This is a genomic window from Marinobacter sediminum, from assembly GCF_023657445.1.
GTDB lineage: Bacteria > Pseudomonadota > Gammaproteobacteria > Pseudomonadales > Oleiphilaceae > Marinobacter > Marinobacter sediminum_A.
In genome coordinates this window covers 1012777-1038747 of record NZ_JAGTWY010000001.1, presented here as the reverse complement: position 1 = coordinate 1038747, position 25971 = coordinate 1012777, and the positions used below count along the sequence as shown (strand labels likewise).

Genomic DNA, 25971 nt, shown 5'->3' with positions numbered 1-25971 from the left:
AGCATTTCCTTTTTCGACCATTCAAGGCCTCAGAGGGGCGGCTGTCTTACCTGGTTTTTTCCTTTCCGGTAAGCACCTTCAGCGCCCGAACCGGGTCCAGCGCTCCAGACTTTAACAGGTGCCCTAACGCAGAGGCACTGTTATTCTCGCGCCAACAAACCTGAGCCATTCGGAAATTAAGTAACGCGCGCCGCTTGCGAACAGTAGATTTATTATACGAATAACGGGCCTGAGCACGGCGAAGAATCTCGAAACCATTCTCCCAGCGTTTACGCTGGCCTTTATTGCTGATCGAATCACCATGGCGGCGATACTGAAAAACCTTGACCGGAATAAACGCGAATCTGGTTTTCTCAGCTATCCTGATCAACATGTCATGATCTTGAGCTGCCCGAAACCCCTCCTCGAAACCACCAACCTGCTCATAGATAGAACGACGTACCAAAGCGTTCACCGGCAAAGAAAAATAACAATCCAGCAACACCGTATTTGGGTCATTCGGTTCAATATGATCCGGAGAAAGAATGTTATAGAGCCACCGCCCCTCCTCATTTACCGCTTCACCCATACCATACACAAGCCCAACCTCTGGGTGAGCCTGAAGATAATCCACCTGAGCGCGGAGCTTGCCTGGCAAGAAAATGTCATCGCTATCAAGTATGGCTATAAGTTCACCGGACGCATTCTCAAGCGCCCGATTCAATGCGACTGATTGCCCTCGATTAGCGCGGTTTGGATGGGTTAAAAGCTTCAGATCTCCCTTCTCCGCATATTCAAGAAGAATCTCGTACGTTCCATCTGTAGAACCGTCATCAACGACGATAAGCTCCACCCGCGGATAGTCCTGCGAAAGCACCGATTCCACCGTTTTCCTAATATACTCAACTCGGTTGAATGCCGGCACAACCACGGAAACTAATGTCTTCCCTGAACCGTCCATTTTTGACCTGCTATCGGTTGGTTAGTCTAAAATTTCGATTAAAAATTTAACATCTAAAAGCCATTTTTTCATGGCTACACACGAGATTTCGATAGCGGGTTCTGGCTCGTTAAAACCCACAATGTATCACGAGATAGCAAGACCTTATCTTCGTACACGGTCGGCTAAGGGATAACTGGAACTGGGCTTGTTCGCTTGGTCGTTTTGTAACTTTGTATCACTGGTTGAAGGCAATTCCTGTTCAACGAGACGCCCAAACGCAATCACCAGGCCACCCAAAAGATACCAATAGTACTGGGATAACCCCCAATAGTTCAGGCTGTACACCGCGTACATCCAGAACACCGCAATAAGACACTTATTCAACCGCGAATAATAGGATTGCTCGCTTCTGTTCAAGGCCGCAAATTGCGACCGAACGACGGAAAGCTTACGGGCAATCTGGTAAAGAAAACGTAGAAAAATCACAAATCCGATCAACCCCAATTCAATCATCAACTCGGCATAAAGATTGTGGCTCGCTCTGCGATTTCCCAATTTATTAGCTTTTGCTTCAGGTGTAGTCCCAAGACCGTGGCCCACAACAGGCCGCGTAAGACCCAGCTTGAACTCCCCCACCATTCCTTTAAGACGCCCTTCCGCAGTCGCACCCCCTTTGGTATCGCTATCAACCAGGGATAGATAACGATCTTTCTGGATAGGTGTCATTACATTCAGTGCACCCACAACAACCATAACAGCCACGAAAATCAGCTTCATCTTGTGCCGTGATTCCTTGAATACCAGAAACGCAACAACCAATAGCGCAATGAACGCACCTCTGGACATGGTGAGTATCAGTGCGTATAAAATCGCCGGCATCATAGCCAAGTAAAGCAGCTTGGATTTCCAGCCCAAGGGCCACAGCAGATAATGAAGGAACGGAATGGCAGTAACGATCACAAAACCCAACTCGTTGGGGTTGATCACATCCGCCGGAGCCCCGGCGAGTCGAGCCGCAAATTCTCCCCCACCCAGATGCGTGGAGCTCCCCCAGTAACCTTGTGTAATATGAAGATACAGCGGTTCCAACACACGAAACACCTGGCAGAAAACAAACACTCCGATAAACCATTTCAGTCGCTTATCCGTGTCAATAATCAAGGCAGTGAAGAAAAGAAAAGCAACGGCTTTGACGAAGGGGTCAATGTTTGTGCGAACGACACTCCCGGGCCATTCCACCAATGGCAGGCTGATAACGAGATAACCAAACAGCACAAAGAGTGCTTTGAATATCGGGTCCTGAAAGCGGCCTTTTAGCTTGTCACGCTGTAAAAACAGCAAAAGACTGATGGCGGCGACGGCCACCAATGTTGGCCTGATCACAGCGTAGCCAGGAATTCGAACTGAGAAGCGAAGAAAGAAATCGAGGATAAAATACAGATAAAGAACAAAGCTGAACTGGTTTACAATCGTTGTATCCAGTTTTGCAAGGGCGCTCCGCTTTTCATCCTGAACAGAAGCCATCATTTCCTGTTTCATGGTGCTGAATAATCCAGCTCAAGCTTTCGATCACCTTTTACGCGATGCCCCAAGAGCTCAAGACCCGAAACAGCTTTATCGAACTGAAACATATTGTCTCCACTGGCGTGCCGACGCATAAGATACCTGTCGCTGATACCCAGGGAATCGGGGAACGCCGTTACCGCCCCCAGGAAGCCAGCCTCTCGAACCACTTCCGGCAGGAAATGCTGAAAATCCGACGGTTGGCCGTTGGGGTAGCAGAATGTGCGGTCCTGCTGCCCGAGATGTTGATTCAATGCATCACGGCAACCGAATATTTCATCCCTTGCCTGAGTCTCAGTAACCCGCCCCAAAGATGGGTGGGTTACTGTATGCCCACCAATCTCAATGTCCGCTTCTTGCATTCTCTTCAGCTCATCCCAGCTTAACGGTGCAAAGGACTCCGGTATTTCATCGGGAAAGACAAGCCCCAGCTCGCAGGCCAAGGCGGATATGAATTCATGTTTTACTTCGTCAGGTAGCGAGAGGGCGTGGGCAATCGAGCGTTTCCAGAGCTCGTTTCGAGATTCACCATTTAAGGCACCTTGGCTCACTGTGAAAGAACCAATAGTGAATTCCCGGCTGATATGGGAGAGCTGGCCCAGAATCCAGGTAATCTTGTCCGGCCACAGCCATAGCCGTCTGTCGATGAAGCCCGTTGTTGCAAACAAGGTTGCAGGAACGCCATGACATTGAAGAATGGGAAAGGCGTGCTCAAAGAAGTCCCGGTACCCATCATCCACCGTAATCACGATCGCATGCGGGGGCATACGGCCATGTTCACGATGATATTTCATCAGCCCGACCAGGGAATAGGGGTTGTAGCGCTCCCGAATATGCCTGACCTGCTGCTCAAAACACTCAGAGCTTGCCCAGCCTTTTACCGGTGAGTCTGAGAAACGATGGTACATCAGAATACGGGGCTGATTTCGACAGATCTGCCGAGCAAATTGGTACCCACCCATCGGGCCAATCTTACGGATTGATCTCGACAACAGCTCCATTAGCCGCTCCTCTCGGGTCAGATAAGCCCTTCATATATTTCCTGATGCTTTGCCACCATAGTCTCCATACTGAAACGCTCCCTGGCACGCCTGAAAGCATTGTCGCCTATTCGCTGGCGTAATTCACTACTGTCACTCAACCTCTGCAGATGGCTCGCCAGTGCTGCAACATCACCGCAGGGATACAGATACCCGGTTTCGCCATGCTCGACCGCCTCCGGGTTTCCTCCCACATCACTGCAAACCACCGGTAATCCCGCCTGCATATACTCAACAATGGCATTCGAAAACCCTTCAGACTCTGAGCATAACAGGCCAATATCCAGAGCCTTGAGGCAGGCTTTTACGTCCGCTCTTGGACCGAGAAAATGAACCATTTCAGCGACACCCTGCTCTGAGGCCAGCAACCGAAGGTCCGTTTGGTTGCCGTCTCCGATCAATATCAGGTGTACATCGAGGCCGCTTTGATGAAGCTGACCGATCCCCTTAACGGCATCCTCCATTCGCTTGATTGGACGAATATTAGCGACCAGCGCGACGAAAACGGAGCTCGGATGCTTTTCCCGAAGGCCTGTAACGTCAGCTGGCATGTCACAAGATGCCTCCTCTGCCTGGTAGCCATTATAAACCACATGAACTTGTGACGGATCGAACGGTTCCGTCCTTAGCGTCACTTGCTTCACCGCATCACTGTTTGTGATAACAGCAGAAACAAACCGACCAGATACAGCCAGCATTGTTCTATAGGCCGGAGTATACCAATACCCCGTATCGCGCCGGGAAATAATGGTTTTTATGCCATTCAACCGGAATACCGGAGGGCAGATAATAGAGGGATCATTAAAAAATACATGGGCAAGGCGAATCCCGGAGGCTCTGAACTTCCGAGCGAGCTTCCACATCGCAGCCCAGGTTACAGGAGCGGATAAACGTGTGTGCCCCAGAACATGATATTCACATGGGAAGCCGTTATCCTGCAGATATTCAGAATCGCAAAACACCAAAAGAATGGGCTCAAACCTTACTCTGTCCAATCCTTTAATCAGATTAAACATCTGGCCTTCCGTGCCCGCATTGGGATTGCGGAAGTGGTCTATGACAAAAAGAATTGGCTGAGGAACTTCCTGCTGTGACATTACCTTTGCTTCCTGCTGAAACTCCTTGCCCCGAACCCGAATCTAAACATGCCCACAGGCAAGGATAACAGAGAAGGTCCGGGCCAGGTTTAAGGCCCCCCGGCGGTAGCCAGATACGGCAATACCTTTAACTCGCCATTTTCCCGCCAGTTGTTCTCGCCGTAACGGAAGAATGGAACGGCCTTGCACCGCGAATCGCAGTCCTGCGATAAAAATAACTCTAGCCAGCGTTTCTGTAAATTTTTGTTTAGATGGCGATCTGGTCTCGTTAGGTTTATGCGCCTAGTGTACGATTCTGGGAAACCTTACCGCAAGACGAGCCGGAGATTATAGTTATGCCCATCCCATCCCTTATCGCGCCCAGAACGCTTTTCCTAGGCGCTCTAATCGCCGCAGGTATTGGCCAAGCGATGGCAGCAAACGCTGTTTTTGAGTCCTATTCAGTTGAAAAGCAGACCGAAGATGAATCCTCGCTAATCGTAATGATCGAGGGGACTGGCTTTGGCGCCAAGCAACAGACGGCGCCCATTCTATGGTTGTTCGGAGATGACGTCCGCCAGAACGGTCGAACGATCGATTATCCTTCCTTTAATTTCGGCGATTCTGTTGCCACCAACGAAGCTAAAATATGGGAGCATGTTGATAGTTCGGTCGTTTATCACTCCAATTCGCGTTATCCCAAACTTAGCCATTCCTACTTTGTGGGCAATGACGGAACAGTAAGAAATCCTCTCGCGTTCGGTGGTAGCAATCCACCTTACGCAGAAAAGATTTACCTCTCGGCTCGAATCAAGCCTGTTGAAGCCTGGCATGGATTTCGGTCAATCGGCTTTGACGACATTGCTGGGAACTTCGATCTAGGTCCTTCGCGCTATGAGGCTGGTGAAAAAATTTCCGTATTGCATGCTGATGGCATCAACCAGACCGAAGGCCGCATCATCTATGCAGATACGGAAAACAGGTTCGCAACCATCAAAACAAGCGAGAATTGGGGGAAGTCAGACTTGAACGGCGCAACGCTTGTCGGTCAAAGAACAGGCTCGAAAATGGCGCTCAACGCAGATCAACATTATGCTTTCGCAGTCGGGTCAAAGTACTTAAGGATGTGGTCTGGTGGTAAACCGGGGATGTATAGCACCATGTCAACTAACCGGTTAATCGTCGGTTACCGCGACAGTTCGGGTAATCTCGTGGCAAAGCCAGAAACCTCCGACGGCTCGCAGGATACAGGCTACGGTATCCCAAATCTCACCAGTAAACTCGACTGGCGCCTGCTGGAAACGTTTATTGATCAGGAAACTGACATTCTCAGCGCCTATGTTGATATTGATAATAGTGGACGGAGGTATTTGGATAATTTAGACATTTCAGACAAGAATAAACTCATGGATCGCTCTCCCACCATATCACAGCTAGGTCTGGATGCAGCAGGTGGTGCGGACTCTATTGATGCCGCGTTGTATTTCGGAGAAATATATTTCGACAATACACCCAAGAGAATTATGATAAGCAATAAACAAACATATGAGGAGGCGGGAAGCGAGCTAGAAATACAATTCCCTATTCAGTGGACAGATAATAAAGTTCAATTTGAGCTCAGAGCGGGCGAACTAGACACAAATGAAACTCTCTATGTATATGTCTTTGACGAAAACAGTAACCCAAATTATGAAGGGATCGAGATTTGCATATCGTGCAAGCTAGGAGTGCCTGCCCAGATTGATCTCGATGTAAAATAAATAGTTTGTAAATTATTTTGAGCTTAAATTGCACAGAGGTATCTCTGCTTTCCAGCGGCACTAAAGTAAACTCTGTAACTCCCTGCAACTGAGTATTCTTTTGGAAAAGGTATTCAGTTGTAGCAGTGCATAAATACTCATGTAAGACACTCTATAGAGTAGAAACCCTCTCCATAAAACTGAACCACTGTTCCTCCCATAGTTGACGCTCCGCTTCAGAAAAAGCGCTCATTTGCTCACCGTATAATTGAATATTACAGCATACTTTGGTAACTGCCTCAGCTATAGCTTCCGAATTTGGCTCTGTATGAAACGCATGCCCTTGATAAAACCCTAAAAGCGCTTCGGTTTTTGAGGTGATCAGCGGCTTTTTCGCCGCTGCCGCTTCATAACCACCACAGACAATAACCCAGTCAGAGGTAGTAAGTACCATGATTACATCGCAGGAAAACACGTAAGCATCGTAATCTTCTTTGGATATGAAACCAAGCAAATGCACATTGGACGGCAGGTTTTTTGAGTTCGGGTCAAGTCCGGCCTTTTTGTAATTTCCCGTGATGTGAATATGGAAACTCTCGTGGAGTTGGCTTGCAGCTTCTATTACTCTCATATAAGGCTCGTCCGGAGCATAGGTACAAACAAAAAGTACATTTTTTCCGGCCGGCAGGTCTAGTTTCTTTTGGGGTGTTCGTATATCCGGAATCTTATCGTGCAAAATAATTGCCCTGCCTCCCTTTTTCTCCACCAGATTTTTAAGAAAATCATTAGTGACTATGGTCAAGTCAGCCACTCTAAGGCTGAATTCACTGCAAAGGATTACAAACCAAACTGCGGGATTAATGCTCATCCTCTTTCCCAACCTGAAATTTGTATGCCGATCTACAACCAGTGGAAAGCGAAGAAATAGCTTCATCAGTGCGGCCAAACCGGCGAGAACACGGCTTGGATTTTGAACTACGACCAGCCCTTTTCTGTATCGAAAAATGATCAAAACTGTTTTCAGCGTTTTGAATAGATGCCGGAAAATAAAAGTTTCATTTGATGTCACAAAGTGATAGTCAGCATCCAACTCTTTCGCCAGTTCAGTTGAACGTCGGTGATCTTCCCAGGTAATCCAACAGATTTCTCGTCTCAAGTTATCAACCTTAGTGAATGTGTTTCAGATTTCTTTGATGCCTGTTAATAAACAGATCATGCTCTTCAAAGGCTTTATAAACTTCGGGATTTTTAAGGATAGGCCCTCGTGCCCGCTCTAAGCCTACATTATCGTAGCCAGAATTGATTTCAATCAGTAATGGGCCGTTCAAAGTCACAGCGATGTCCATACCAAGCAGTGGATAAAAATCAAACGAATCCTGCACATGTTTCGCTAAACAAATAACCTCACCCCAGAACGGTATTTTATAGCCCTCAAAAGCAACACCGGAAGTTGGGTGGGCATTAAAAATATGACCTAGCCGGTCAAAAGCAACCTGCGCCAATTCTCCCGTTCTAATATTTGCGGAAACACAAATTCCGCCTTGGCTCAGATTATCTACCTTACTATTTCCTACGCCAAAACGTGCGTAGGTGCCAACGATCACCACCTCACCATTTCTTTTTCTGATTGTGACCACCCTAATGGTATTAGTAGACGTGGAGATCCTGCTCATATCTTTATGCTGGGAGATGAACGCCTGGACAATCAATTCACCCTCAGCTCTCATTCCCGCTATTGGGATAACCTCACCTTTTCTGATTGCCCTTACAGAGCCGTCCGCGAGCTCTGTGCAGGTGATATCCCCACCGCCTTTACCAGACCGAGGTTTGAATATCAGACTGTAAAACCCCGTTTCAGCCAGGTTTTTTGCAACATCCTGAACATACTCCCCCTTTTGGACCACTCTGATCACTTTAGGGGTCAATATATTATTGGCTCTGCAAAGCATTTCAGAGAGGACCTTATCCTGAAATACGATTTCATAGGTTGCCGGTTGCACATGTCTTCTTAGCTGTCTGCGCTGGTAAGGGTCGTAGTTTGATCCGTAATAATATACCCATTCGGACCTGTTTTTTTCCCATAACCGGCACGGTGAGTAGTTATCTGGGAAATATTTAAACCGGAAGAATATATACAAAAAATCGAACGCAACCTCAATTTTGCTTTTTGTACATTCGCTCCAATTTACTTGCACAAAACAATATGGCAGCGCAATAAACCGGAGAAACCGCCTGAAGTAGGGGACACTGGCTTCTCTGATCCGAAAAACCTTCTGCTTGCCCCGATCGGAAAGTGCTTCCAAATCAATTTTCATGTTAATACAACGCCACTAGCAGTCTCACGAATTCTCTGTACGAAATAGGACTTTTCGGCTAATTCGACAGATTTTTCGCCGACGAATACATTAACAACAATATCTCGACCTGTTTTTTCTCGAATACTATTTTGGATGAACTGCTGGAGACTTACCGGGCCATTCGAAGGTACTGAACTGATGTACAAATCAATCGCACCAAATTCACTTTGAATTATACGAAAACTGAACACCTCGTTTTCCATACACTGGTATTCATTCATGGCATAGCCCAAGTCCACTGAGTGAAAACGAGTCTCAGGATCAATATAGGCAAAACGATGTATGGTCCGTCCCTCTAAAGCTGCCAAATAGTGGGTGCCTCCAATCACAGTACATTCGGAATCTTTTATCATCCCGGAGTCCCCAATGTCATAATTAATGAAGCTTGTTGATTTCCGTGAAACGTCTGAAACCAGAAGCGATCCATAGCTCTCCCTCACCACAAGCCAAGGATTTACAAAGTGGCGATGGCCCGTACCGCACTCAAATGCCACAATATCAAACTCAGTAGCTCCATACTCTTCAACTACTGGTGCCTTGAAGACGGCGGTCAAATATTCTTTCTGTGCTGGCATTATTGTTTCTGCAGTGCAAATCACGCATTTTGGAGGCATGAATCTTAAGGATTGTTTGTCTACCAGTGCTGCAGCTTCAAGCAAAAGAGATGCGTACCCATACAGATAGTCAGGTTTCCAGCTTAATATGCACGCCACCGATTCCTCAGCTTGGTCACCCATTGGAAAACAAACTTTTCTATTGAGAGCGAAGTCCTTGAGATTGCTCTTCAATCCGTGTCTTGGCCTACCCCAGAATCTCGCCTCTCTCTGGCCAAGCTTTATTCCGTAGTGACGAAAACAATAGTCACGAACTCCTAACATGCGGCCAAGCTCAGTCCGGCTAAGCGATATTTGAGTTGGCTCTCCGGTGGTACCTGCTGTATGGCGCCCAAATTTGCCACTGCTCTTATTACCCAACAGGTTATCTTGACGCCTTAGCGCCTTCTTCGACAGTGAGGGTGAGCTGAAGAGTTTCTCAAGACTGCTTACCTCTTCCCCGTCTGCGTTTAATGGCCTGTTTTTATAGAGTAGTACTTCGAGTTCCTTGTTTCGATCAGACTCTGGCAAAGCCCATAAAGTCTTAACTTCTTTCCTGTATTTTGACACGTGCAGGCCCATACAAAGAAAAAATAGACGCGTGAGTGCGTACCGGAACTTTCGAATCACGGTCTCTGCCCCATCACTGTGTTATAGAGTGATAGGTAATTGTTTGCCATAGCCTCTGCCGAGTAATGTCGCGCTACGGCTTGGGCCGACCACTTTATTTTCTTTTCAGACCTTGTATTCTTTAGCTCGTTCATGATCGCACCTTCAAGAGCAGTCGGCTCGATGGAACCGGTGATACGGCCTCCCTCGCCGAAACCCAGTACCTTGGGCATTTCACCCACTTGGGACACTAATACCGGGGTTTCTATGGCCATAGCCTCAAGCAGTGTAATGGGTAACCCTTCTGTAAGTGATGGCATAACGAGAAGCCGGGCCTGCCGAAGTAATGAAGGTACGTTGTTACAATAACCTGGCATTAATACGGCTTCGCTGAGGCCTGTTTCGTCAATCAGGCTTTCCAACGTGTCCCTTTCTTTGCCCTCTCCGACCAGAATCAACGATGCTCCGTTACTTTCCTTTTTCACTTCCATGAAAGCGCGCAGAAGATGATCAAAGCCCTTTTCCCGCGATAGGCGACCGACGGCGACAATCACAAACTCACTATTATTTATGAACTGCTGAGTGTGATCATCGAGGGCATTCGCTGATCTTTTTCTCAGCTCAGGTATATTTAGGCCATTGGGTATCACTCTGGTGCTTGGGGAGTTTTGCAACCTCTTCGGAATATCACGCTTCATTGCCTCCCCGACAAGAACCACGCCATCCAGTCGTTTAATTGCAATGCGGTCCAGACATTCATAGATCCACATTTTAGTGAAAGGCTTCGCGTGCACGTACCCGTGTAGGGTTGCAAGCACAGGAAGTTTCCTCAGAAACCTGGGAAACAACCCCACCAGCACATTGAACTTGAAGCCATGGGAGTGAAGAAGTTGGTAGTTTTCCCTCTGCGCCCACTTGAGGATGCGCCACGCTTCAATTAGATTGAGCCCTGGCGCCATTCTCCAGGGAGTTACAGGCAAAGCTAGTCTTTTCGACTCGGCCTCGATTGGTTTTTCTTCAACCTGATGTTCGCCGGCGCTTAAGATCATTGGCTCGAGACCCTGATTCACCTGTTCCTGCACTAGAGTCAGCAGCATCTTTTCCGCACCATACAGGCCACCGCTATCAATCAGGTGTAATACTTTGAGTCCCATAACGGGGGCTAACCCTTCCTTGGATTCCAGATGACCTTCTTCTCTCCCTTCATAAAGGCAACGCACGCTTTATAGGAAGCAACATTCAGAAGCATGAAATAGTAAGGTATCGAATAAATGACGGACAGCGGCTGTCCAACCGCTTCCCGCTTGTGTCCTGTCCAGGCCAGGGCCAGGAAAATAACCAGCCCCAGAAATGCCAGTGTGTAGACGCCGCGGGCCGGCGCTAGTAGCAGTGTTGCCAATGCGAGCGTTGCCAGTGGAATAAAGGCGGCGTAGCGAAGCAGCTTGTGGGAGATTAACTGCCAGGCGAACACCGGATCCCGGAAGGGGTTCATTAGGTGCCGCATGTCTTTGAGGGCCCACAAGGCACGCAGGCTGACCCTCACCCGCATGCTCAATTCACTGTTACTGTCGATGAGGGCTTCTTCTTCCAGCAAGGCCTTGGGTTCGTAAACGACCCGGTAGCCCTGCTCTACCACTTTCAGTGGCTGCACAAAATCTGGCAACTGATCTGCTCGCAGGGGTTGGTATAGCGCTTTGCGCATGCCGTCGATACCGCCGTCGACACCGACCACTGAACCAATGAGGGTTTCCTGTTCGCGCAACCAGTTCTCGTATTTCATGTAAGCACTGCAGCCATCCCCTACCAGGGTGCCGTCGTCGTTCACATAGACCATCTTGCCGGTGACGTAGCCCACTTTCGGGTCCGCGAAGTTACTGCAGAGCTTGCTGACGGCCTGGGTATCCCACTGGGAGTTGGCATCGGAGAAAAGAAGGATCTCGCCGGTGGTTTCCGGTACCAGGGTGTTCAGGCCAGCGGTTTTACCCTGACGGGGTATCTGGCGAAATAGGCGAATGGGAAAACGGGCAGAGCTTGCCACGCGCTCTATGATCTCATCGGTGCCATCGTCCGATTCGTCTGAGATGACAAGGATTTCCAGCTTGTCCGACGGATAGTCCAGCGCTAGTTTGTTCCTTAGGGTGGCTTCGATATCGTTTGCTTCGTTGTAAGCTGCAACGAGGATAGATACCCTCGGAACATAATCTGCTGATTTTTGAAAGGGTGCTGGTCTGACTGATGCAACAACCTTCACAACAAATGGGTAGCCGAAATAGATGTAAAACAAGACGAACATCGAGAACCAGAACACGAACTGCATTATTCCAGCCCGCCTGCAGTCTCATATCTTGTTGAAGGCGCTGTTTCAGAGTCAAGAAGCCCTTGGGTACGAAGTACGTCGCTCATGGTGGTAAATGAAAAATCGCCCAAGAGTTTTGCCAGCCTTTGTTCACACACATCCAGGTTGTTGTAGTGCCGGAATTTGGAAAACCACTTCACATTAAGTCTGGGCTGGCCGGAATCTATCTCCCAGGGGTGTAGGTAAAAGACGAAAGGCTTTCCTTGCCGATTGAGGGACGCTAGACCGAACCGGCTGAACCAGTATGGGAACAAGCGGAAATATCCACCTCCAGCAATAGGGAGAATATAACCCGGCAGTTTCAAAGTGCTGAGTGGAAACTCGGCCAGTTCATAGCCTTTATCAGTATTCAAACGGTGTGGCCAGCGAGGGGTACCCGGCATTCCGTAGCGGTCGTGGTGAATCGGGAAAATCGATGAGTCCCAGGTAAATCCTTGCTCCGCCAGAATATCCAGTGCCCAACGGGAAGCATTGGTGATGGAGTAGCTTGCTGCGCGGTAGCCGGTAACCGGTTTGCCCAGAATATCCTCAAGAATGCCTTTGGAACGAATGGTTTCCTCTCGAAATACATCCGGGGTCTGGTTGTAAATCAACTGGTGGCTGTAACCGTGGCTGGCCAATTCATGGCCTTCATCCGCGATGCGTTTGACGAGTTGAGGTGAGCGCTCAGCAACCCAGCCCAGTGTAAAGAAGGTTGCTTTAACGCCTGCTTTTTCAAACAGAGCCAGAATACGGTCTGTGTTGGCTTCTACGCGGTACTCCATGCTAGACCAATTCTCATATTTGACGGCCTCGGCCAGAGCCGCGACCTGGAAGTAGTCTTCTACATCGATAGTGAGCGCATTCTGGACTTGTTCTGTCATCGCAAAACCCCAAACACATCCTGTGACATTACCGAAAACGGTATTTCAAGCCTATCAACACCCAGTTCTCATCATATTCCCGGCTAGCAACGTCGCTTTCCTTCCACTCATGCCCAAAACTAGTGGCTATGTCAAAATCCCGACTTGCTTGGTAAGTAAGTCCGAACTGGATTCGGGCGGCCTCATCGTCGACTTTGTCCTGTTCAAACTTCGAATACTGATACCGAAACGCTGTGGAACCACTCATTTTCTCACTCACGGGCCTTGAGTAACCGAGATTCAAGCCCACACTCTCTTCTAGTTGGTCCGATTCCAGATAATCAGACCTGTTTGCAAACAGATCAACAGTCAAATTACCCTGATCCGAAAACTGTTTGTTAATGCCGGTGGAAAGGGTGCTGACTTCCACCGTGATGGCCTCGCGCAGGTTGAATTCAAACTCCCCGAAACGGATATCAAAACTGGATGTTCGGTCGGTCAGCTCCCGGGCGCCTTTCAGATACCAGTCCGTGGTTGGTGTCACTTCACGGATCAGGTTTAGCTCTCCTACCCAACCATCACTCTTGGAGTTACTGCCTAAATTACTGTCGAAGCGGCTCTCTATCTCACTAATACCAAACGCTCCGGATAATATCGTTGTTGACCAGAGCTGGCTAAAGGTCGCACGCATGGTCTGAACATCGATCTCGTCTCCGGAATCGAGTTCCGTGCTGCTGTATGAAACACTGAGGCCTCCATTGAACGTCTGGCTGAACAGATGGGTCCAGTCAACTGAGCCAATGTAGCGCTTGCTATCCGTTTCTTCCGGTTCGCTGAAATCGGTATTCTGGTATTTTGTTTCAAAGGTGACGGTGTCGAGGTCAGTCAACCGCCAGAGGTAACGGGGGCCAGTACTGAATACGTTTTTGCGGGTTCGGTTATCAGGTGTGTTGCTCTTTGTTGAATCTTGGGTCACTTCCCTGAGGTTATTATCCAGATGCCAATAAAGGCCTGTTGCCACCTCGCATTGGCTGGCAAGATCCATACTTGCGTAGGCTTCACTGTCGAACGAATTATCCAGCCAGTCAGAATACCCGAGCGTACCAGTAAAAGTTGCAGCACACCGGCCAGGATCCGTTATGTAGGATGCCGTAAGGTAGGTACGGCTCTCCAGATCGCTAGTTTCATTGCTGGCGGATTTTCTGGCATTGTCCGTGAACCTCGCGTCCTGACCAGCCTGGATCCCCAATTGCGCAAAACTTGCCATGGGTACCAGCGCGAGTATGCCTGCCAGGCAACAAAGACCCCTGCAGCGGCGTGTCCCTGCCCCATTCCGGTTAGCCATTGATGATCGCTCCAACAAATTTTTCCGGATTGAATGCCGTAGCCGCCTGTTCTGCTGTGGCGGAGGTGATCTTGCCGTGCGGAATTACCAGCATTCCGTAATCACAGAGTTCGGTCAGTATGCGGGCATCTGGTGAGTCACTGATGGAACCCGTATCTAGCACGATAAATCGATCCGGATAACGTCGACGTACCGCTTGGATAAACTGCTTCATGCGGAAGGATGTAAAAAACTCTGCAGGGGTTTCCCGGCGGCTACCGGCAGGTATTAAGCGCAAGCGCGGGATACCCGTGGGGTAAAGAATCCTGCCAATGTCATAATCCGGATCGTCCAGAAAATCCGTAAGCCCGGCCTCCGGTGTAATATCAAGCAGACTATGCAAGGAGGGCTCTCTCAGATTACAGTCGATGACCAGCGCCGTTTTCGCCTGGTCAAACGCAAACGCTGCGGCAAGGTTAAGCGCAATAAAAGAAGACCCCGCACCTTCACTAGCGCCGCTGACCACCAGAGTAAAGTTATTCCCTCCAGAGAGCTCAAGGAGTTTTGTGCGCAGGTCCCTGAACTTATTGACCAAAGCTCGATTTTTCGACTCCGGATAAATGATTCTGCGCTCATCCAGATCGTCGGGTGTAAGCCTGTGCGGCTCCTGCATACGCACAATTTGTTTACTAATAACATACTTGTCAACGGCGCCAGGCCCAAGTTCGAGAGAGCTCGGCACGAGCATCTTGGAATCATCTGATTCCCCATGGCCAAGTTCTCTCTTGAGCTTTTCCTTACGTTTGAGGAAATACGCGCCCTCCTCAGTTGCCATATTGTCTGCCTTCTGTTCTTCTTCCGCTGAATCCCGCCCACTCAGACCAGCCCGATCTTTTCTCCATTCAGACATCAGATAACCCCCAACTGAACGAGCGCAACAATCGTGACATACACTGCAACGGCCAGCACAACCAGCACACCGATGACACCAGTAACTTTTCTGTCCCGACGTTTCTCGTAAGGTGTTCGGACTTCCGGGATTTCCGCCAGTACAGGTAAGCCAAGATCATCCTCCAGCTGTTTTCGGGCCCTTACGCGGGGGTCGATCTGGAGAACACCGGCCGCTAAGCCGAACGGAGCAAGTGCGCCGAGAATCAGGCCTGCGGAGGCAAACAGAGGAAACTTGGGGCCAATCGGACCCAGTGGGTATTGGGCGGTCTCGTTGATGCGGAAATTCAGGCCCTGACCTTCAATGTCGAGGTGCATGGATACCCTGGCTTTTTCACGGCGTTTGAGCAGGTCGTTGTAGATCTGTTCGTTAACTTCCATGTCGCGGGTTAGCTCAGAAAATTGTGCCTTGTTCTCCTGTATCCGCTCCATACGCTTTTCCTGCTCGGCAATCAGCTTTTCAAGCGAACTAATACGTGATTCCTGGGTGCGGATGCTGGCCCGGGTTTTAGCCACTTCTGCGCTGATGTCCTGGTAAAGCGGGTTGACCAGCTGATCACCTTCACCGATGGCCTGGTCCAACTCACCGCTTTGGGCAGCTCTATCCCTTTGATTTCTCAGTTCTGCAATCTGTTCCTTGAGGATAACAATATCCGGGTATGTATCGTGGTATTGCAGCCGCATTTCATCAAGCACGGCTTCTTTTTGACGGATATTGCGGGTATAAGCATCCGCAGTTCGGCCCTGGCTGAGCATCGGTTGTACGTTCTGCAGCTCGGAGTCCAGCGACTCAGCCCGTGCTATCAGTTCAGTACGCTCCATCTCGGCCAGCTCGAGTTGCCTGCGCAGATTGGCCATGCGCGAATTTGCCTCGCCCTCAGTGCCGTCGACATTCTCGGAGAGAAACTCTTTCAGTTTCTGTTCTACGTCGGCGAGAATCGATTCGTAGTTTTTAACCTGCTTGTCGATAAAATCGTAGGCGTTGCGGCTTTCCTTGCGTTTTTTTGCCGAGTTCTCTGCGATAAAAAGCTGTCCCAAGCGCTGTGCAATGCGAAAGGCCTGCATGGGTGATTCGGAGGTGTAGCCAATACTGAAATAGCGGTCGCCACGGGGGCGCACGTTCATGTTGGCGCGAAGCATGCCGACCCTCCGCTCCAGTGCCTCGCCCGTGACCTGGTCTGCATCCTGCCCGAATATGTCTCTATCCTTCGCAATCTGCAACATTAGGTCCCTGGACCATAGCATTTCCTTGACTGCGGACGTGCGCTCGCTTATCTCCGTGGTTACGGCACTGCCTTCCATCAGTGGACGAATAATGTTCTGATCATCCACAAATATCACGACCTGAGACTGATACTTATAGGGCCAGACAAACCCCGCACCCAATACGGCGAAACTGACAATTGCGAACAGGAGGAAGGCCAGCCATTTTCTTGACCGTACCTCTCTGATCGCTTCTGAAGGGATCTGACTTAATGGAAGTGCCATCTTTCTTACCTGTTAACCGGGTTCCGAAGTCTGCTTTAAAGAACGGTTGTAGCCAACCCTAAAAGTTCCGTTCCGGCACCGTCAGGATATCCCCAGGCCGCATGCGGTAGTTGGTGGATACATCACCCTTGTTCAGGATGTCGTCCAGACGAACTGGGATCGCTACCATCTTGTCTCCCACAAGGCGGTAAAGTATCGAATCATTAAGCTTGGCAAAGGGGTTCGCACCGCCGGCGCTCAACACCATGTCCAGAACCGTCATTCCAGACCTGTGAGGCACAGAGATGGATTGATTGACAGCACCGGTTACCCGTACACGGTCACTGAACTCATGGCTGCCCATGGAGGTAACGACAACAGTCACCTGAGGCTCACGAATGTATTCCGCTAAGTCCAGCTCAATTTCATCGGCGAGCTGTTCTGGTGTTTTCCCGGTGGCTTTGACATCGCCGATCAGCGGCATGGAAACCCTTCCGTCCGGCCTTACCGGTACGCTGATACTGAGATCTGCGTTGCGCCAGACAGAGATCTGGACTGAGTCCGTTGGCCCAAGTATGTACTCGTCTACGCTGGTTGAGGTCTGAAGACTGAGGGCTTCGTTGATGGCTTCCTGCGAAGAGGGCTGCGGGCCAGCACAACCCGCAACTAATGCTGCCGCAGTCAGGGACACCAGAAGCCCCTGCAGTGAATACTTCGATGACATTGTCATTCCTCTCTGATTCCGTGTCTCTATCCATGTCTCGGGGAGAACTGATCCCGAAACTACCTTGATCCCTTTTTGAACAATACCACTTCTACTGTCTGAATTATAATCAGCAAGTCCAGCAAAAGGCTCTGATTCTTGATGTAGTACAGGTCGTAGCGGAGTTTTTCTCGCGTGTCCTCTTCGTTGTCTGCATAGGCAAAACAAAGCTGGGCCCAGCCGGTCAAACCCGGTTTGACACGGTGGCGTTCGCTGTAAAACGGAATCTTTTCGGACAGCTGCTCCACGAACACCGGTCGCTCGGGGCGTGGGCCAACAAACGCCATGGTACCGTTCAGTACATTGAAGATTTGTGGCAGCTCGTCAATTCGTACCTTGCGAATAAACTCGCCTACTTTGGTTACGCGGACATCGTTTTGACTCGCCCAGACGGCACCGTTTTTTTCGGCGTCAGTAATCATCGAGCGAAACTTGTGGACCTTGAACACGCTGCCGTTAAGCCCTACTCGTTCCTGGCTGTAGAAAATGGGAGCCTTGAAGCCGTCCTCGATCTTGATGGCGATGGCCGTCAACAGCATTAATGGCAGGCTGGCCAACAGCAGGGCGCTGGCCGCAAGAATATCCAGGGACCGTTTGCCGAAACCAAATACCGAGGAAACTGTGAATCCGTCAGAGAATACCAGCCAGCCTCTGGTAACCATTTCCAGGGCCACTTTTCTGGATTCACGTTCATAAAAGCTGGCGCCATCAACAATTCTCACGCCTTCCATTTTGCATTCCAGCAAGTCTTCCATGGGCAGCCCCTTACGTCGGTCGTCCACCGCCACCACGATTTCATGCACAGGATTCTTGATAATGTACTCCTGCAAGCTGGTCGTAATGTTCAGCAGATAGTCTTCGCTGATTTCGATCGGTTCGTTCGGCAGGGGGGCAAAACCCGTGAGAATAAATCCCTTTCGGTTGAAGGGTGTTTTGAGGTCCTCGTGAATTTGCTTTGCGCGGTAACCGGCACCCAACACCAGAACTTTCCGTTTGAAAGCTTCCTTTCCAACGGTTGCGAAGAAAATGGAGCGCACAATACCCAGCAGGAAAAAGCCGAAAACAGACCCCGTGGTCAGTACACTGCTGGAGCCGGTGTACCAGAGCCAGTCCACCGCAAGCAGGTGGGCAAAGCCGCATAAAGGAATACTTACAATCAACGCCATCATGGTGCGAAGCATCATGCCCGACATGCCTTCTTCCAGGCGGGACTGGTGCACTCCGATCGCCACCATGACCAGGAGGTTCATTGCTGAAAACACGGTAGCTGATGGCAACACGAAAGTCAGGTTTTCAAGAAAGAAGGAAAGGTCACCAAAGTAACCAAAAAACACCGCCAATGCGAAGGCGAACCCCAGCACCAGAAAGTCAATAAGACCGAGGATGACATACGGAAGGTGGATGTAGTGCTTGAACAATCTGACGTGGGCCACGTCAACTCCTTTTGCTGTTTACAACAGTAAAACGCATCCAATGCGCTATACACAGCTATACATGCAAAATAGTTTAATGCAATTTCCAGTTACTGCAATCGCAAGCAAACAAAACGAATCTTCTTGACTCCAAAGGAAACTGACAAACCAAATCTCCGGAGTTATCACCTTCCTCCCTGTATCTAGCTGTGCTCCTGCTTGCGCTTCCGAGCCAATAGAAGCCCGACAAGCGCAAGACCTAAAAGTGCCAACGTTCCTGGTTCAGGAACCACAACTTTACCGATGGTTACGTTGTCCAGCCCGTAGCCATCACCTGAGTCGTTGGAAAAAATGGACACTGTCCCCAGGCCCGCACTATCAAACAGAGTTATGTAGAAAATGCTTCCGTTACTTACCCCACCTTCGAAAATGTCTGTGAAGTTGAAAAAATCGTCACCGATTGCGATACGGCCATTTGCGTCATTGGGATCTGTCATATAGAAGCCCATGGCATTGTAACCGGCTACCGGTGAAATGCTCATCTCCTCGGCATCCATACTATCCAGCCAGTTGTCACCGGAGACAGGATAACGGCCATTAAAAGGGCTTGTCCCTGCGTCAAGAACAGCAAGGCCTTTGTCACAATCATAACCGGAACTACCGCAAAGACCGCCAGAACCGGCGGCTTCACTGGTAAAAGTGCCGACCCCGGCCTGGGAAATGAAGGTTATCGACTGCTCACCGGGGTCATTATAAGTTATCCCATCTTTCTCAAAAGATTCGAAGGTTTCGGTAATGGCACCCTGCACCGTGGCAAGGAAGCTATTCTCTGCATTGCCGGAAGCCGAGTCACCCTGCGCGCTAATGGACAGAATAGGTGCTGCGGAGGCCAAAGAACAGATGCCAAAAAGCAGTCCGGTTGCGACGATGGTCGTCAGCTTGGTCATATCAGTACTCCATTTACCTGATGTAATTCGCTTTCTATGGAGTACCCAATGCATGGCTCGTGCCACAAGAATATTTTCTTAAATACCAGTTACTTATCACACCCTGTTTTTCACTATGTAAAATAAACTGACATACCTGTAACGCTCTCATATCACTTTCAAATCACGAAAAAAGCCACAAACTCATGAACCGGCGTGCCTTCCAGCGCTTTCTGATCCTTGCAGAGCTGATAAATCCGATCACAGCGCTGGGCCGGGAATCGGGTAGCAAGGTTGTTCTTGAATTTGTCTTCCAGTAGCGGAATGCCTTCTTTCCTACGGCGGCGGTGGCCAATGGGGTACTCAACGGCCACCTTGTCAGTACTGCTGCCATCCTTGAAGAACACCTGGATGGCATTGGCGATGGAGCGCTTGTCCTCTTCCAAATACTCACGTGTATACCTTTCATCTTCCACTACTTCCATTTTCTCCCGGATGCTATCGATGATCAGGTGGGCGTTGTGGAAGCTGTCTTCGTAATGCTCCGCAGTCAGGCTGCCGAAGATAAGCGGTACCGCTGCCATGTATTGCAAGCAGTGATCCCTGTCCGCGGCATTCGCCAGCTTGCCCTGTTTGGAGATAATGCGTATGGCGGACTCGTGGGTGGTAATCACAATCCGGTCGATCTCGCCGAGACGGTCTTTGACCTGCGGGTGCAGTGTAACGGCAGCCTCTGCAGCTGTCTGGGCATGGAACTCCGCAGGGAAAGAGATCTTGAACAGGATATTTTCCATTACATAGGAGCCGAAGTTCTGGGATAAAGAAAACTGACGTTTATCCTCGGGCTTGAGTTTCTGGTCTTTGTTAGTTTTGCTGAAAAGAACATCGTAGAACCCCCATTGGGCAGCTGTCAGCGCACTCGGAATACCCATCTCTCCGCGCATGGCAATATCGGCCAACCGCACTCCACGGGAAGTCGCATCCCCCGCCGCCCAGGATTTTCGGGAACCTGCATTCGGCGCGTGACGGTAGGTGCGCAGTGACTGGCCATCGACCCAGGCGTGAGACAGCGCCGACAAGAGTTGCCCCCGGCTTGCGCCCATCAGCTTTGCGGTGACAGCGGTAGATGCCACTTTGACCAACACCACATGGTCCAGCCCGACCCGGTTGAAGGAGTTCTCCAGTGCCAGCACACCCTGGATTTCATGGGCCATGATCATAGCTTCAAGCACATCTTTCATGGTCAACGGTTCTTTACCTTCCGCCACCCGTTTCTGGGAAAGGTGATCCGCTACCGCAAGAATACCCCCCAGGTTGTCGGACGGATGGCCCCACTCCGCGGCCAGCCAGGTGTCGTTGTAGTCCAGCCAACGGATGATGCAGCCAATATCCCAGGCCGCTTTTACCGGGTCCAACCTAAAAGAAGTTCCGGGAACACGCGCGCCATTGGGGACTATTGTCCCCTCGACAAGAGGGCCGAGGTGTTTTGTGCATTCTGGAAATCGCAGGGCAAGCAAGCCGCAACCCAATGTGTCAATCAGGCAGTTTCGCGCTGTCTTCCAGGCCTCTTTGCTTTTTATCCGATAGCTAAGGGTGTAGTCGGTAATCTTTTGCAGGAGGTCGTCGTAGTCCGGGCGTTCGTTAAGATCGAATGTTGCTGACATAGCAAGAGCTCCAAAGTGTCTCTTTTCGTGCTGCCCGAACCTAGCTCAAGGTTTGGTGCAGGCAATCCTTAATGCTGAGTATCAAAAAAGAACAACGCTTAATTGTTTCAATAACTTATATAATTTCAGATCAGCTGAACGGCTCCAAATTACTCTCATTGATAAGTTATAACGCAAACTAAGTTAATTTGTTTTAATAAATAGGTCCCGCCGTATTTCTCTAATTTCACTTCAACTGTTTGTTTGCAACTCAGTTCTCTCACTCAAATCGTTTTCAAAGCCGTAATGCTACAATATAGTTAATCGTGCGCTAACGAGCCTATAATTCTGCGCCATTGATGAACAACCTGTCAGCAAGCCTTAACGACGTATTCATCAATTCTTTGATAAACCTTGGAAACGCCAGTGAATAGCACTTCTACTGAGTCTGCCATTGCCGAATGGGCCGCTATCCTGGGTGATTCCGGGATAGTCGCGGCTGGCGCAGCAGATTTTGGCGCCTCCACAATAGGAACGAAGCGTTCTATTCCGGCTGTGCTTCGCCCAGACAACCAAGAGCAGGTCGCAGCGGTTCTGAAAATCGCGCAACGGTGGCAAGTTGCCATCTATCCCGTGAGCACAGGCAATAACTGGGGCTACGGCAGTGCCAACCCGGTTGAGGACGGCTGCGTTATCCTTGATCTTAGCCGGCTTAACCGTATTTCTGATTTTGATCCCGAAATGGGCGTTGTTACTGTAGGGCCCGGCGTAACCCAAGGCGCCCTGAGGGACTTCCTCGATCACCATGATGGCGACTACCTCGTTCCTGTGACCGGCGCGGGGCCCACATGCAGCATTCTTGGCAACGCGCTTGAGCGTGGCTACGGCATCACGCCGATTACGGACCATTTTTCCGCGGTGACAAAGATTGAAGCGATCATGCCCGATGGTACCCTTTACCAGACGCCGCTCAGCGAACTTGGCGGTACGGAAGTAGACGGGCTTTTCAAATGGGGCGTCGGCCCTTATCTCGACGGGCTTTTCAGCCAAGGGAATTTCGGCGTGGTTGTGAATATGACCATCGCCCTTGCACCGATTCCCGAAACCGTAACTGCGTTTTTCTTTTCCACAAAAGATGACGCCAGACTGGAGGCGCTGGTGCCCACCGTCAGGGCCGTGTTGCGAGCGCTTGGTGGTTCGGTAGCAGCGATCAACCTGCTTAACAGCCAACGCATGCTCTCGATGATGACGCCCTTCCCTGAAGACAAGGCCGTTGACGGGGTTTTACCCAGCCACGAAGTCGAAAGTCTTGCTTACAGATATGGCGTTCCTGCTTGGAGCGGGGTTGGTGCAATTTATGCGACAAAGGAGGTAGCCCGAGCGGCCCGACGCACACTACGGCGGCTTCTCGGCCCAGTGACCGACCGTCTCGTTTTTATCAATCAGCGAAAAGTTGACATGGCACGCACCATTGCCCGCGTACTGCCCGGTAGGCTGGCAACACGGGTTAAGGGCATGGCGGATACGCTCTCCGGCGCACTGGAAATCATGCATGGCACACCCAATGATGTCGCGCTGTCGCTGGCCTATTGGCGATCAGGCAGCCTGCCCGATACCGGACGACCAAAAAATCCCGCACGCGATGGCTGCGGACTCATATGGTTTGCGCCGCTGGTTCCGATACGTGGAAAAGACGTTCGCCGCTATATCGATATGATTGAAAGAATATGCCCGCAGTACGGTGTCAATCCGCTAATCACGTTGACCACAGTAAACGATCGCTGCTTCGACTCTACCGTTCCCCTGCTCTTTGATCGCGGGGACGCAGACGCAACAGCACGGGCCAACGACTGTTATCGAGCATTGTTCAACGCGGGGCAACAAGAGGGCTTTCTGCCCTACCGCCTCAACATCGACGGAATGGGCGCCCTGAATACCGGCGATTCCGCTTTCTCAAGACTCACCAGTCAGCTGAAAGCTGCCGTTGACCCCAACTTCATCCTGGCGCCCGGACGTTACGTGCCCAGAGTCAAGCATTCCGAGGTCTGATGAGCTGTAGCCTCGATACACCCGTAGTACGCCGTCCGTTCAAGTTAAGGCGGTGCTTTTTTTCACTGCGACTATCGCTATAACAGCTCCCTGAACAGGGACGAATGAGGACCTAACAATGCGCAGAGATTTTTCTCTTCAGCATGAAACAGGAAGCACAAAAAGCCAACAACATCAGGAAGATGTCAGCACCATTTTCAACTCGGTATTCAGCGTAGAGTTGGCGACCTCTCCAGAGGCGATTAACGAGGTCTTCGAAGTTCGGTATCAGGTTTATTGCATTGACCGGCCTTTCGAGGACCCCAATTGCTTCATCGATAAACGCGAGCACGATGCATACGATTCGCGATCGGCACACGCTTTAATCCGACACCGGAAAACAGGACACAGCGTCGCAGCCGTTCGTCTCGTTATGGCGGGTGATAATCCGGAACAGTCCGAATTTCCCATGGAAGGCCCGTGCGTCCATCGGATGAACCAGCGCGCACAGGACGCAATTGCAGGCGCACGCCGTGAACAGGTCGCAGAAATATCCCGGATGGCGGTAAGCCGGGAGTTTCGGCGGCGCCTCAATGAGGAACAATCAGTCTCCGGGATCAGTGAGATGGCTTGCTATAAAGATTCGGAAAAGGGCAAACGCGCCGTGCCGTATATCAGCCTGGGGCTTTTCACTGCCATTCTCCAGATGTCGGTCAAACATGGCATAACCCACTGGATGGCGGTTATGGAGCCGGCACAGCTGCGCCTGCTAAAGCGATTTGGCGTGCAATTTGATCATGTGGGCCCCGTACTGGAGTACCATGGCCTCCGACGGCCTGCCTTCACCGAAGCCGCATCACTGATTGCAGGCATAAAGAAGCGCCGCCCGGATGTCTGGTCGCTGATTACCGATGCAGGTCGGTACCTGCCAGCGAGGCCAAATACTGACTAAAACGAAAGCCAGTTTAGTTGCTTCGCCCCGAGCATCTGAGCGATTCTGAATTGCCCTCAGTACTTTGGATTTAGGTAAGAGCTAAAACTGAAAAGCCCCCGCTTCTGGGCGGGGGCTTTTTTATCAACACTGCCATCTGAACGTGATGACTGATCAAACGTTATGACTTCGCAGCTTTTTTCCTGCGTGACAGACCAAGTCCGGCGAGGCCCATGCCCAGCAGCGCCAAGGTGCCTGGCTCAGGTACCTTTTTAGCCGCGATCCGGAACTCTGTATCGAAGTTGTTAACCGAGTTCTCTTGAGTCAGAAGACCAACGCATCCTTTTGTAGCATTTGCTTCCTCACAGGTGGCGTCGTCCAGAGTTGTGAGACCAAGCACCGAGAGGAATACCGTATACTCGTATTCACCAATAACGAATGACTGAGCGAACTCGAATCCGCCTGAACCGTTATCTACAGCATTCAGGTCATCAAAATTGTCTATGGTGAAAATGTCATCACACGCAGAGGTTGATGGAAAACCACAATCTGCAGCGTCATCTTTATTGTACGTTTCGCTAAAGAAGCTCAGGAAGGTAATAGATGTCGGGCCAAGAGACGGAAGGTCAGGAACAGCAGGATCTAACGTCAAAGTTGAAGTGAGATCGAAGCCAGTCAGCGCAACATAGTCGGCATTGATCGAGTTATTGGTATGGGTAAATACGCCACCGTCAACAGCTCCTAAGTTGGTAATTAAGCCACTTGCTGCAGAAACGTTGGTGATCGCAACGGATGACCGATCGTCAGCATCAGTGCCTCCCCATGATATTTCATTGGTGCCAACAGATTGAGTGCCATCATTAACACCGTCTGCGGCAGTAAAAGTCGCATTATCGAAGGCGCTGTCAACAGTATATCCCCAATCGGTAATCATAACAGCGCTGGCAGACTGAGCGACCAGTGCAAATGGCACGACAAGAGATGATAGAAGGGTTCTTTTGAGTACGGTGTTCATTTTGATCTCTCCTTAGACTTTGGGCGCTGACTGTTGAAATTCGGAAACCCAATCAACGTTACTAACACTCTAAGCAGGATTTGGGCCATTAAACTTTTTTCTTTTATTTTCATGGTATTGTAGAATTTTAGAACAAGCGCCCGGATTCAGGTGTAAATACTTTCGACATTGCCCTCCCCCCTAGAGTGCCTATTGCAGGCGTCACACGATCGTTGGCAGGAAGTGAGATTCGACGGCTCATCAAAGACTCATCCGAAAAGCGCTGTTATAGCTCACTGAAATCGCGAGAAATCCTCGATGGCGCTTATTTTTGGGAGATGAAAGGAAAGCAGAACAACGAAAAGAGAACAACGACCAGACACTATGTCAGAGCGCTTTACACTTTGACTTAATGCCCCTGCCAATAATCCAAGTCAG

The 25971-nt window shown here is 50.1% G+C and carries 21 protein-coding genes; 3 read left to right on the top strand and 18 right to left on the bottom strand.

The window, feature by feature from the left end; all coding sequences use genetic code 11:
* Positions 1 to 46 precede the first annotated feature (46 nt).
* The 4 genes from KFJ24_RS05010 to KFJ24_RS04995 form a co-directional block, all read right to left on the bottom strand.
* Positions 47 to 940: a glycosyltransferase gene (locus KFJ24_RS05010; RefSeq protein ID WP_284709157.1), complete on the bottom strand. Its 894-nt coding sequence runs from the start codon at positions 938 to 940 to the stop codon at positions 47 to 49.
* Positions 941 to 1084: 144 nt separating this feature from the next.
* Positions 1085 to 2461: an O-antigen ligase family protein gene (locus tag KFJ24_RS05005; protein ID WP_250829970.1), complete on the bottom strand. Its 1377-nt coding sequence runs from the start codon at positions 2459 to 2461 to the stop codon at positions 1085 to 1087.
* Complete coding sequence (locus tag KFJ24_RS05000) at positions 2458 to 3486, bottom strand: polysaccharide deacetylase family protein (protein ID WP_250829969.1); 1029 nt, start codon at positions 3484 to 3486, stop codon at positions 2458 to 2460. The genes KFJ24_RS05005 and KFJ24_RS05000 overlap by 4 nt, the downstream gene beginning before the upstream one ends.
* A gap of 17 nt (positions 3487 to 3503) precedes the next feature.
* Positions 3504 to 4622 carry a glycosyltransferase gene (locus KFJ24_RS04995; protein ID WP_250829968.1) on the bottom strand — a complete coding sequence of 373 codons (1119 nt, stop codon included), beginning with the start codon at positions 4620 to 4622 and terminating at the stop codon, positions 3504 to 3506.
* 335 nt (positions 4623 to 4957) lie between these two features.
* On the opposite strand from KFJ24_RS04995, the gene KFJ24_RS04990 reads away from it, so the two are divergent.
* The gene (locus tag KFJ24_RS04990) at positions 4958 to 6361 is read left to right on the top strand and encodes a hypothetical protein (RefSeq protein WP_250829967.1); all 1404 of its coding nucleotides are present in this window, start codon (positions 4958 to 4960) and stop codon (positions 6359 to 6361) included.
* Positions 6362 to 6512: 151 nt separating this feature from the next.
* On the opposite strand, the gene KFJ24_RS04985 is transcribed toward KFJ24_RS04990, so the two are convergent.
* From KFJ24_RS04985 to prpD, 13 genes are all read right to left on the bottom strand, one after another.
* A complete protein-coding gene (locus tag KFJ24_RS04985) occupies positions 6513 to 7496 on the bottom strand; it encodes a glycosyltransferase (protein WP_250829966.1) in 984 nt (327 codons plus the stop codon).
* Between the two features lie 10 nt (positions 7497 to 7506).
* Positions 7507 to 8655: a sugar-transfer associated ATP-grasp domain-containing protein gene (locus KFJ24_RS04980; RefSeq protein ID WP_250829965.1), complete on the bottom strand. Its 1149-nt coding sequence runs from the start codon at positions 8653 to 8655 to the stop codon at positions 7507 to 7509.
* The gene (locus KFJ24_RS04975) at positions 8652 to 9485 is read right to left on the bottom strand and encodes a CoF synthetase (RefSeq protein ID WP_250829964.1); all 834 of its coding nucleotides are present in this window, start codon (positions 9483 to 9485) and stop codon (positions 8652 to 8654) included. Before KFJ24_RS04975 ends, KFJ24_RS04980 begins: the two co-directional genes overlap by 4 nt.
* Before the next feature lie 431 nt (positions 9486 to 9916).
* Positions 9917 to 11053, bottom strand: a complete 1137-nt coding sequence (locus KFJ24_RS04970) for a glycosyltransferase (RefSeq protein WP_250829963.1) — start codon at positions 11051 to 11053, stop codon at positions 9917 to 9919.
* An 8-nt stretch (positions 11054 to 11061) separates the two neighbouring features.
* Positions 11062 to 12216, bottom strand: coding sequence for a glycosyltransferase family 2 protein (locus KFJ24_RS04965; protein ID WP_250829962.1), 1155 nt, complete (start codon positions 12214 to 12216; stop codon positions 11062 to 11064).
* Complete coding sequence (locus tag KFJ24_RS04960) at positions 12216 to 13118, bottom strand: XrtA system polysaccharide deacetylase (RefSeq protein ID WP_250829961.1); 903 nt, start codon at positions 13116 to 13118, stop codon at positions 12216 to 12218. Before KFJ24_RS04960 ends, KFJ24_RS04965 begins: the two co-directional genes overlap by 1 nt.
* Positions 13119 to 13146: 28 nt before the next feature.
* A complete protein-coding gene (locus tag KFJ24_RS04955; protein WP_250829960.1) occupies positions 13147 to 14364 on the bottom strand; it encodes an outer membrane beta-barrel protein in 1218 nt (405 codons plus the stop codon).
* A 70-nt stretch (positions 14365 to 14434) separates the two neighbouring features.
* Positions 14435 to 15331 (bottom strand): polysaccharide biosynthesis protein, encoded by an 897-nt coding sequence (locus KFJ24_RS04950; RefSeq protein ID WP_250829959.1) that lies wholly within the window; start codon positions 15329 to 15331, stop codon positions 14435 to 14437.
* Positions 15331 to 16857: an XrtA system polysaccharide chain length determinant gene (locus tag KFJ24_RS04945; protein ID WP_250829958.1), complete on the bottom strand. Its 1527-nt coding sequence runs from the start codon at positions 16855 to 16857 to the stop codon at positions 15331 to 15333. The genes KFJ24_RS04950 and KFJ24_RS04945 overlap by 1 nt, the downstream gene beginning before the upstream one ends.
* 58 nt (positions 16858 to 16915) lie before the next feature.
* Positions 16916 to 17560 (bottom strand): XrtA/PEP-CTERM system exopolysaccharide export protein, encoded by a 645-nt coding sequence (locus KFJ24_RS04940; protein ID WP_250829957.1) that lies wholly within the window; start codon positions 17558 to 17560, stop codon positions 16916 to 16918.
* Between the two features lie 59 nt (positions 17561 to 17619).
* Entirely contained in the window at positions 17620 to 19032 is a 1413-nt protein-coding gene (locus KFJ24_RS04935) for a TIGR03013 family XrtA/PEP-CTERM system glycosyltransferase (protein WP_250829956.1), read from the bottom strand.
* Positions 19033 to 19214: 182 nt separating this feature from the next.
* Positions 19215 to 19958 carry a PEP-CTERM sorting domain-containing protein gene (locus tag KFJ24_RS04930; protein WP_250829955.1) on the bottom strand — a complete coding sequence of 248 codons (744 nt, stop codon included), beginning with the start codon at positions 19956 to 19958 and terminating at the stop codon, positions 19215 to 19217.
* Positions 19959 to 20116: 158 nt separating this feature from the next.
* Complete coding sequence (prpD, locus tag KFJ24_RS04925; protein WP_250829954.1) at positions 20117 to 21601, bottom strand: 2-methylcitrate dehydratase; 1485 nt, start codon at positions 21599 to 21601, stop codon at positions 20117 to 20119.
* A gap of 405 nt (positions 21602 to 22006) precedes the next feature.
* On the opposite strand from prpD, the gene KFJ24_RS04920 reads away from it, so the two are divergent.
* Together KFJ24_RS04920 and KFJ24_RS04915 are read left to right on the top strand one after the other, a co-directional pair.
* Complete coding sequence (locus KFJ24_RS04920) at positions 22007 to 23629, top strand: FAD-binding oxidoreductase (protein ID WP_250829953.1); 1623 nt, start codon at positions 22007 to 22009, stop codon at positions 23627 to 23629.
* A 118-nt stretch (positions 23630 to 23747) separates the two neighbouring features.
* Positions 23748 to 24560 (top strand): PEP-CTERM/exosortase system-associated acyltransferase, encoded by an 813-nt coding sequence (locus tag KFJ24_RS04915; RefSeq protein WP_250829952.1) that lies wholly within the window; start codon positions 23748 to 23750, stop codon positions 24558 to 24560.
* A 160-nt stretch (positions 24561 to 24720) separates the two neighbouring features.
* On the opposite strand, the gene KFJ24_RS04910 is transcribed toward KFJ24_RS04915, so the two are convergent.
* A complete protein-coding gene (locus KFJ24_RS04910) occupies positions 24721 to 25554 on the bottom strand; it encodes a THxN family PEP-CTERM protein (protein ID WP_250829951.1) in 834 nt (277 codons plus the stop codon).
* Between the last annotated feature and the right edge of the window lie 417 nt (positions 25555 to 25971).

Bases quoted from the DNA above. Each gene is read 5' to 3' on its own strand.
- KFJ24_RS04965 (WP_250829962.1), bottom strand. From the start codon at position 12,216: ATGCAGTTCGTGTTCTGGTTCTCGATGTTCGTCTTGTTTTACATCTAT.
- KFJ24_RS04950 (WP_250829959.1), bottom strand. From the start codon at position 15,331: ATGTCTGAATGGAGAAAAGATCGGGCTGGTCTGAGTGGGCGGGATTCA.
- KFJ24_RS04990 (WP_250829967.1), top strand. From the start codon at position 4,958: ATGCCCATCCCATCCCTTATCGCGCCCAGAACGCTTTTCCTAGGCGCT.
- prpD (WP_250829954.1), bottom strand. From the start codon at position 21,601: ATGTCAGCAACATTCGATCTTAACGAACGCCCGGACTACGACGACCTC.
- KFJ24_RS04915 (WP_250829952.1), top strand. From the start codon at position 23,748: ATGCGCAGAGATTTTTCTCTTCAGCATGAAACAGGAAGCACAAAAAGC.
- KFJ24_RS04940 (WP_250829957.1), bottom strand. From the start codon at position 17,560: ATGTCATCGAAGTATTCACTGCAGGGGCTTCTGGTGTCCCTGACTGCG.
- KFJ24_RS05000 (WP_250829969.1), bottom strand. From the start codon at position 3,486: ATGGAGCTGTTGTCGAGATCAATCCGTAAGATTGGCCCGATGGGTGGG.
- KFJ24_RS04930 (WP_250829955.1), bottom strand. From the start codon at position 19,958: ATGACCAAGCTGACGACCATCGTCGCAACCGGACTGCTTTTTGGCATC.
- KFJ24_RS04955 (WP_250829960.1), bottom strand. From the start codon at position 14,364: ATGGCAAGTTTTGCGCAATTGGGGATCCAGGCTGGTCAGGACGCGAGG.
- KFJ24_RS04910 (WP_250829951.1), bottom strand. From the start codon at position 25,554: ATGAACACCGTACTCAAAAGAACCCTTCTATCATCTCTTGTCGTGCCA.
- KFJ24_RS04970 (WP_250829963.1), bottom strand. From the start codon at position 11,053: ATGGGACTCAAAGTATTACACCTGATTGATAGCGGTGGCCTGTATGGT.
- KFJ24_RS05005 (WP_250829970.1), bottom strand. From the start codon at position 2,461: ATGAAACAGGAAATGATGGCTTCTGTTCAGGATGAAAAGCGGAGCGCC.
- KFJ24_RS04945 (WP_250829958.1), bottom strand. From the start codon at position 16,857: ATGGCACTTCCATTAAGTCAGATCCCTTCAGAAGCGATCAGAGAGGTA.
- KFJ24_RS04995 (WP_250829968.1), bottom strand. From the start codon at position 4,622: ATGTCACAGCAGGAAGTTCCTCAGCCAATTCTTTTTGTCATAGACCAC.
- KFJ24_RS05010 (WP_284709157.1), bottom strand. From the start codon at position 940: ATGGACGGTTCAGGGAAGACATTAGTTTCCGTGGTTGTGCCGGCATTC.
- KFJ24_RS04960 (WP_250829961.1), bottom strand. From the start codon at position 13,118: ATGACAGAACAAGTCCAGAATGCGCTCACTATCGATGTAGAAGACTAC.
- KFJ24_RS04980 (WP_250829965.1), bottom strand. From the start codon at position 8,655: ATGAAAATTGATTTGGAAGCACTTTCCGATCGGGGCAAGCAGAAGGTT.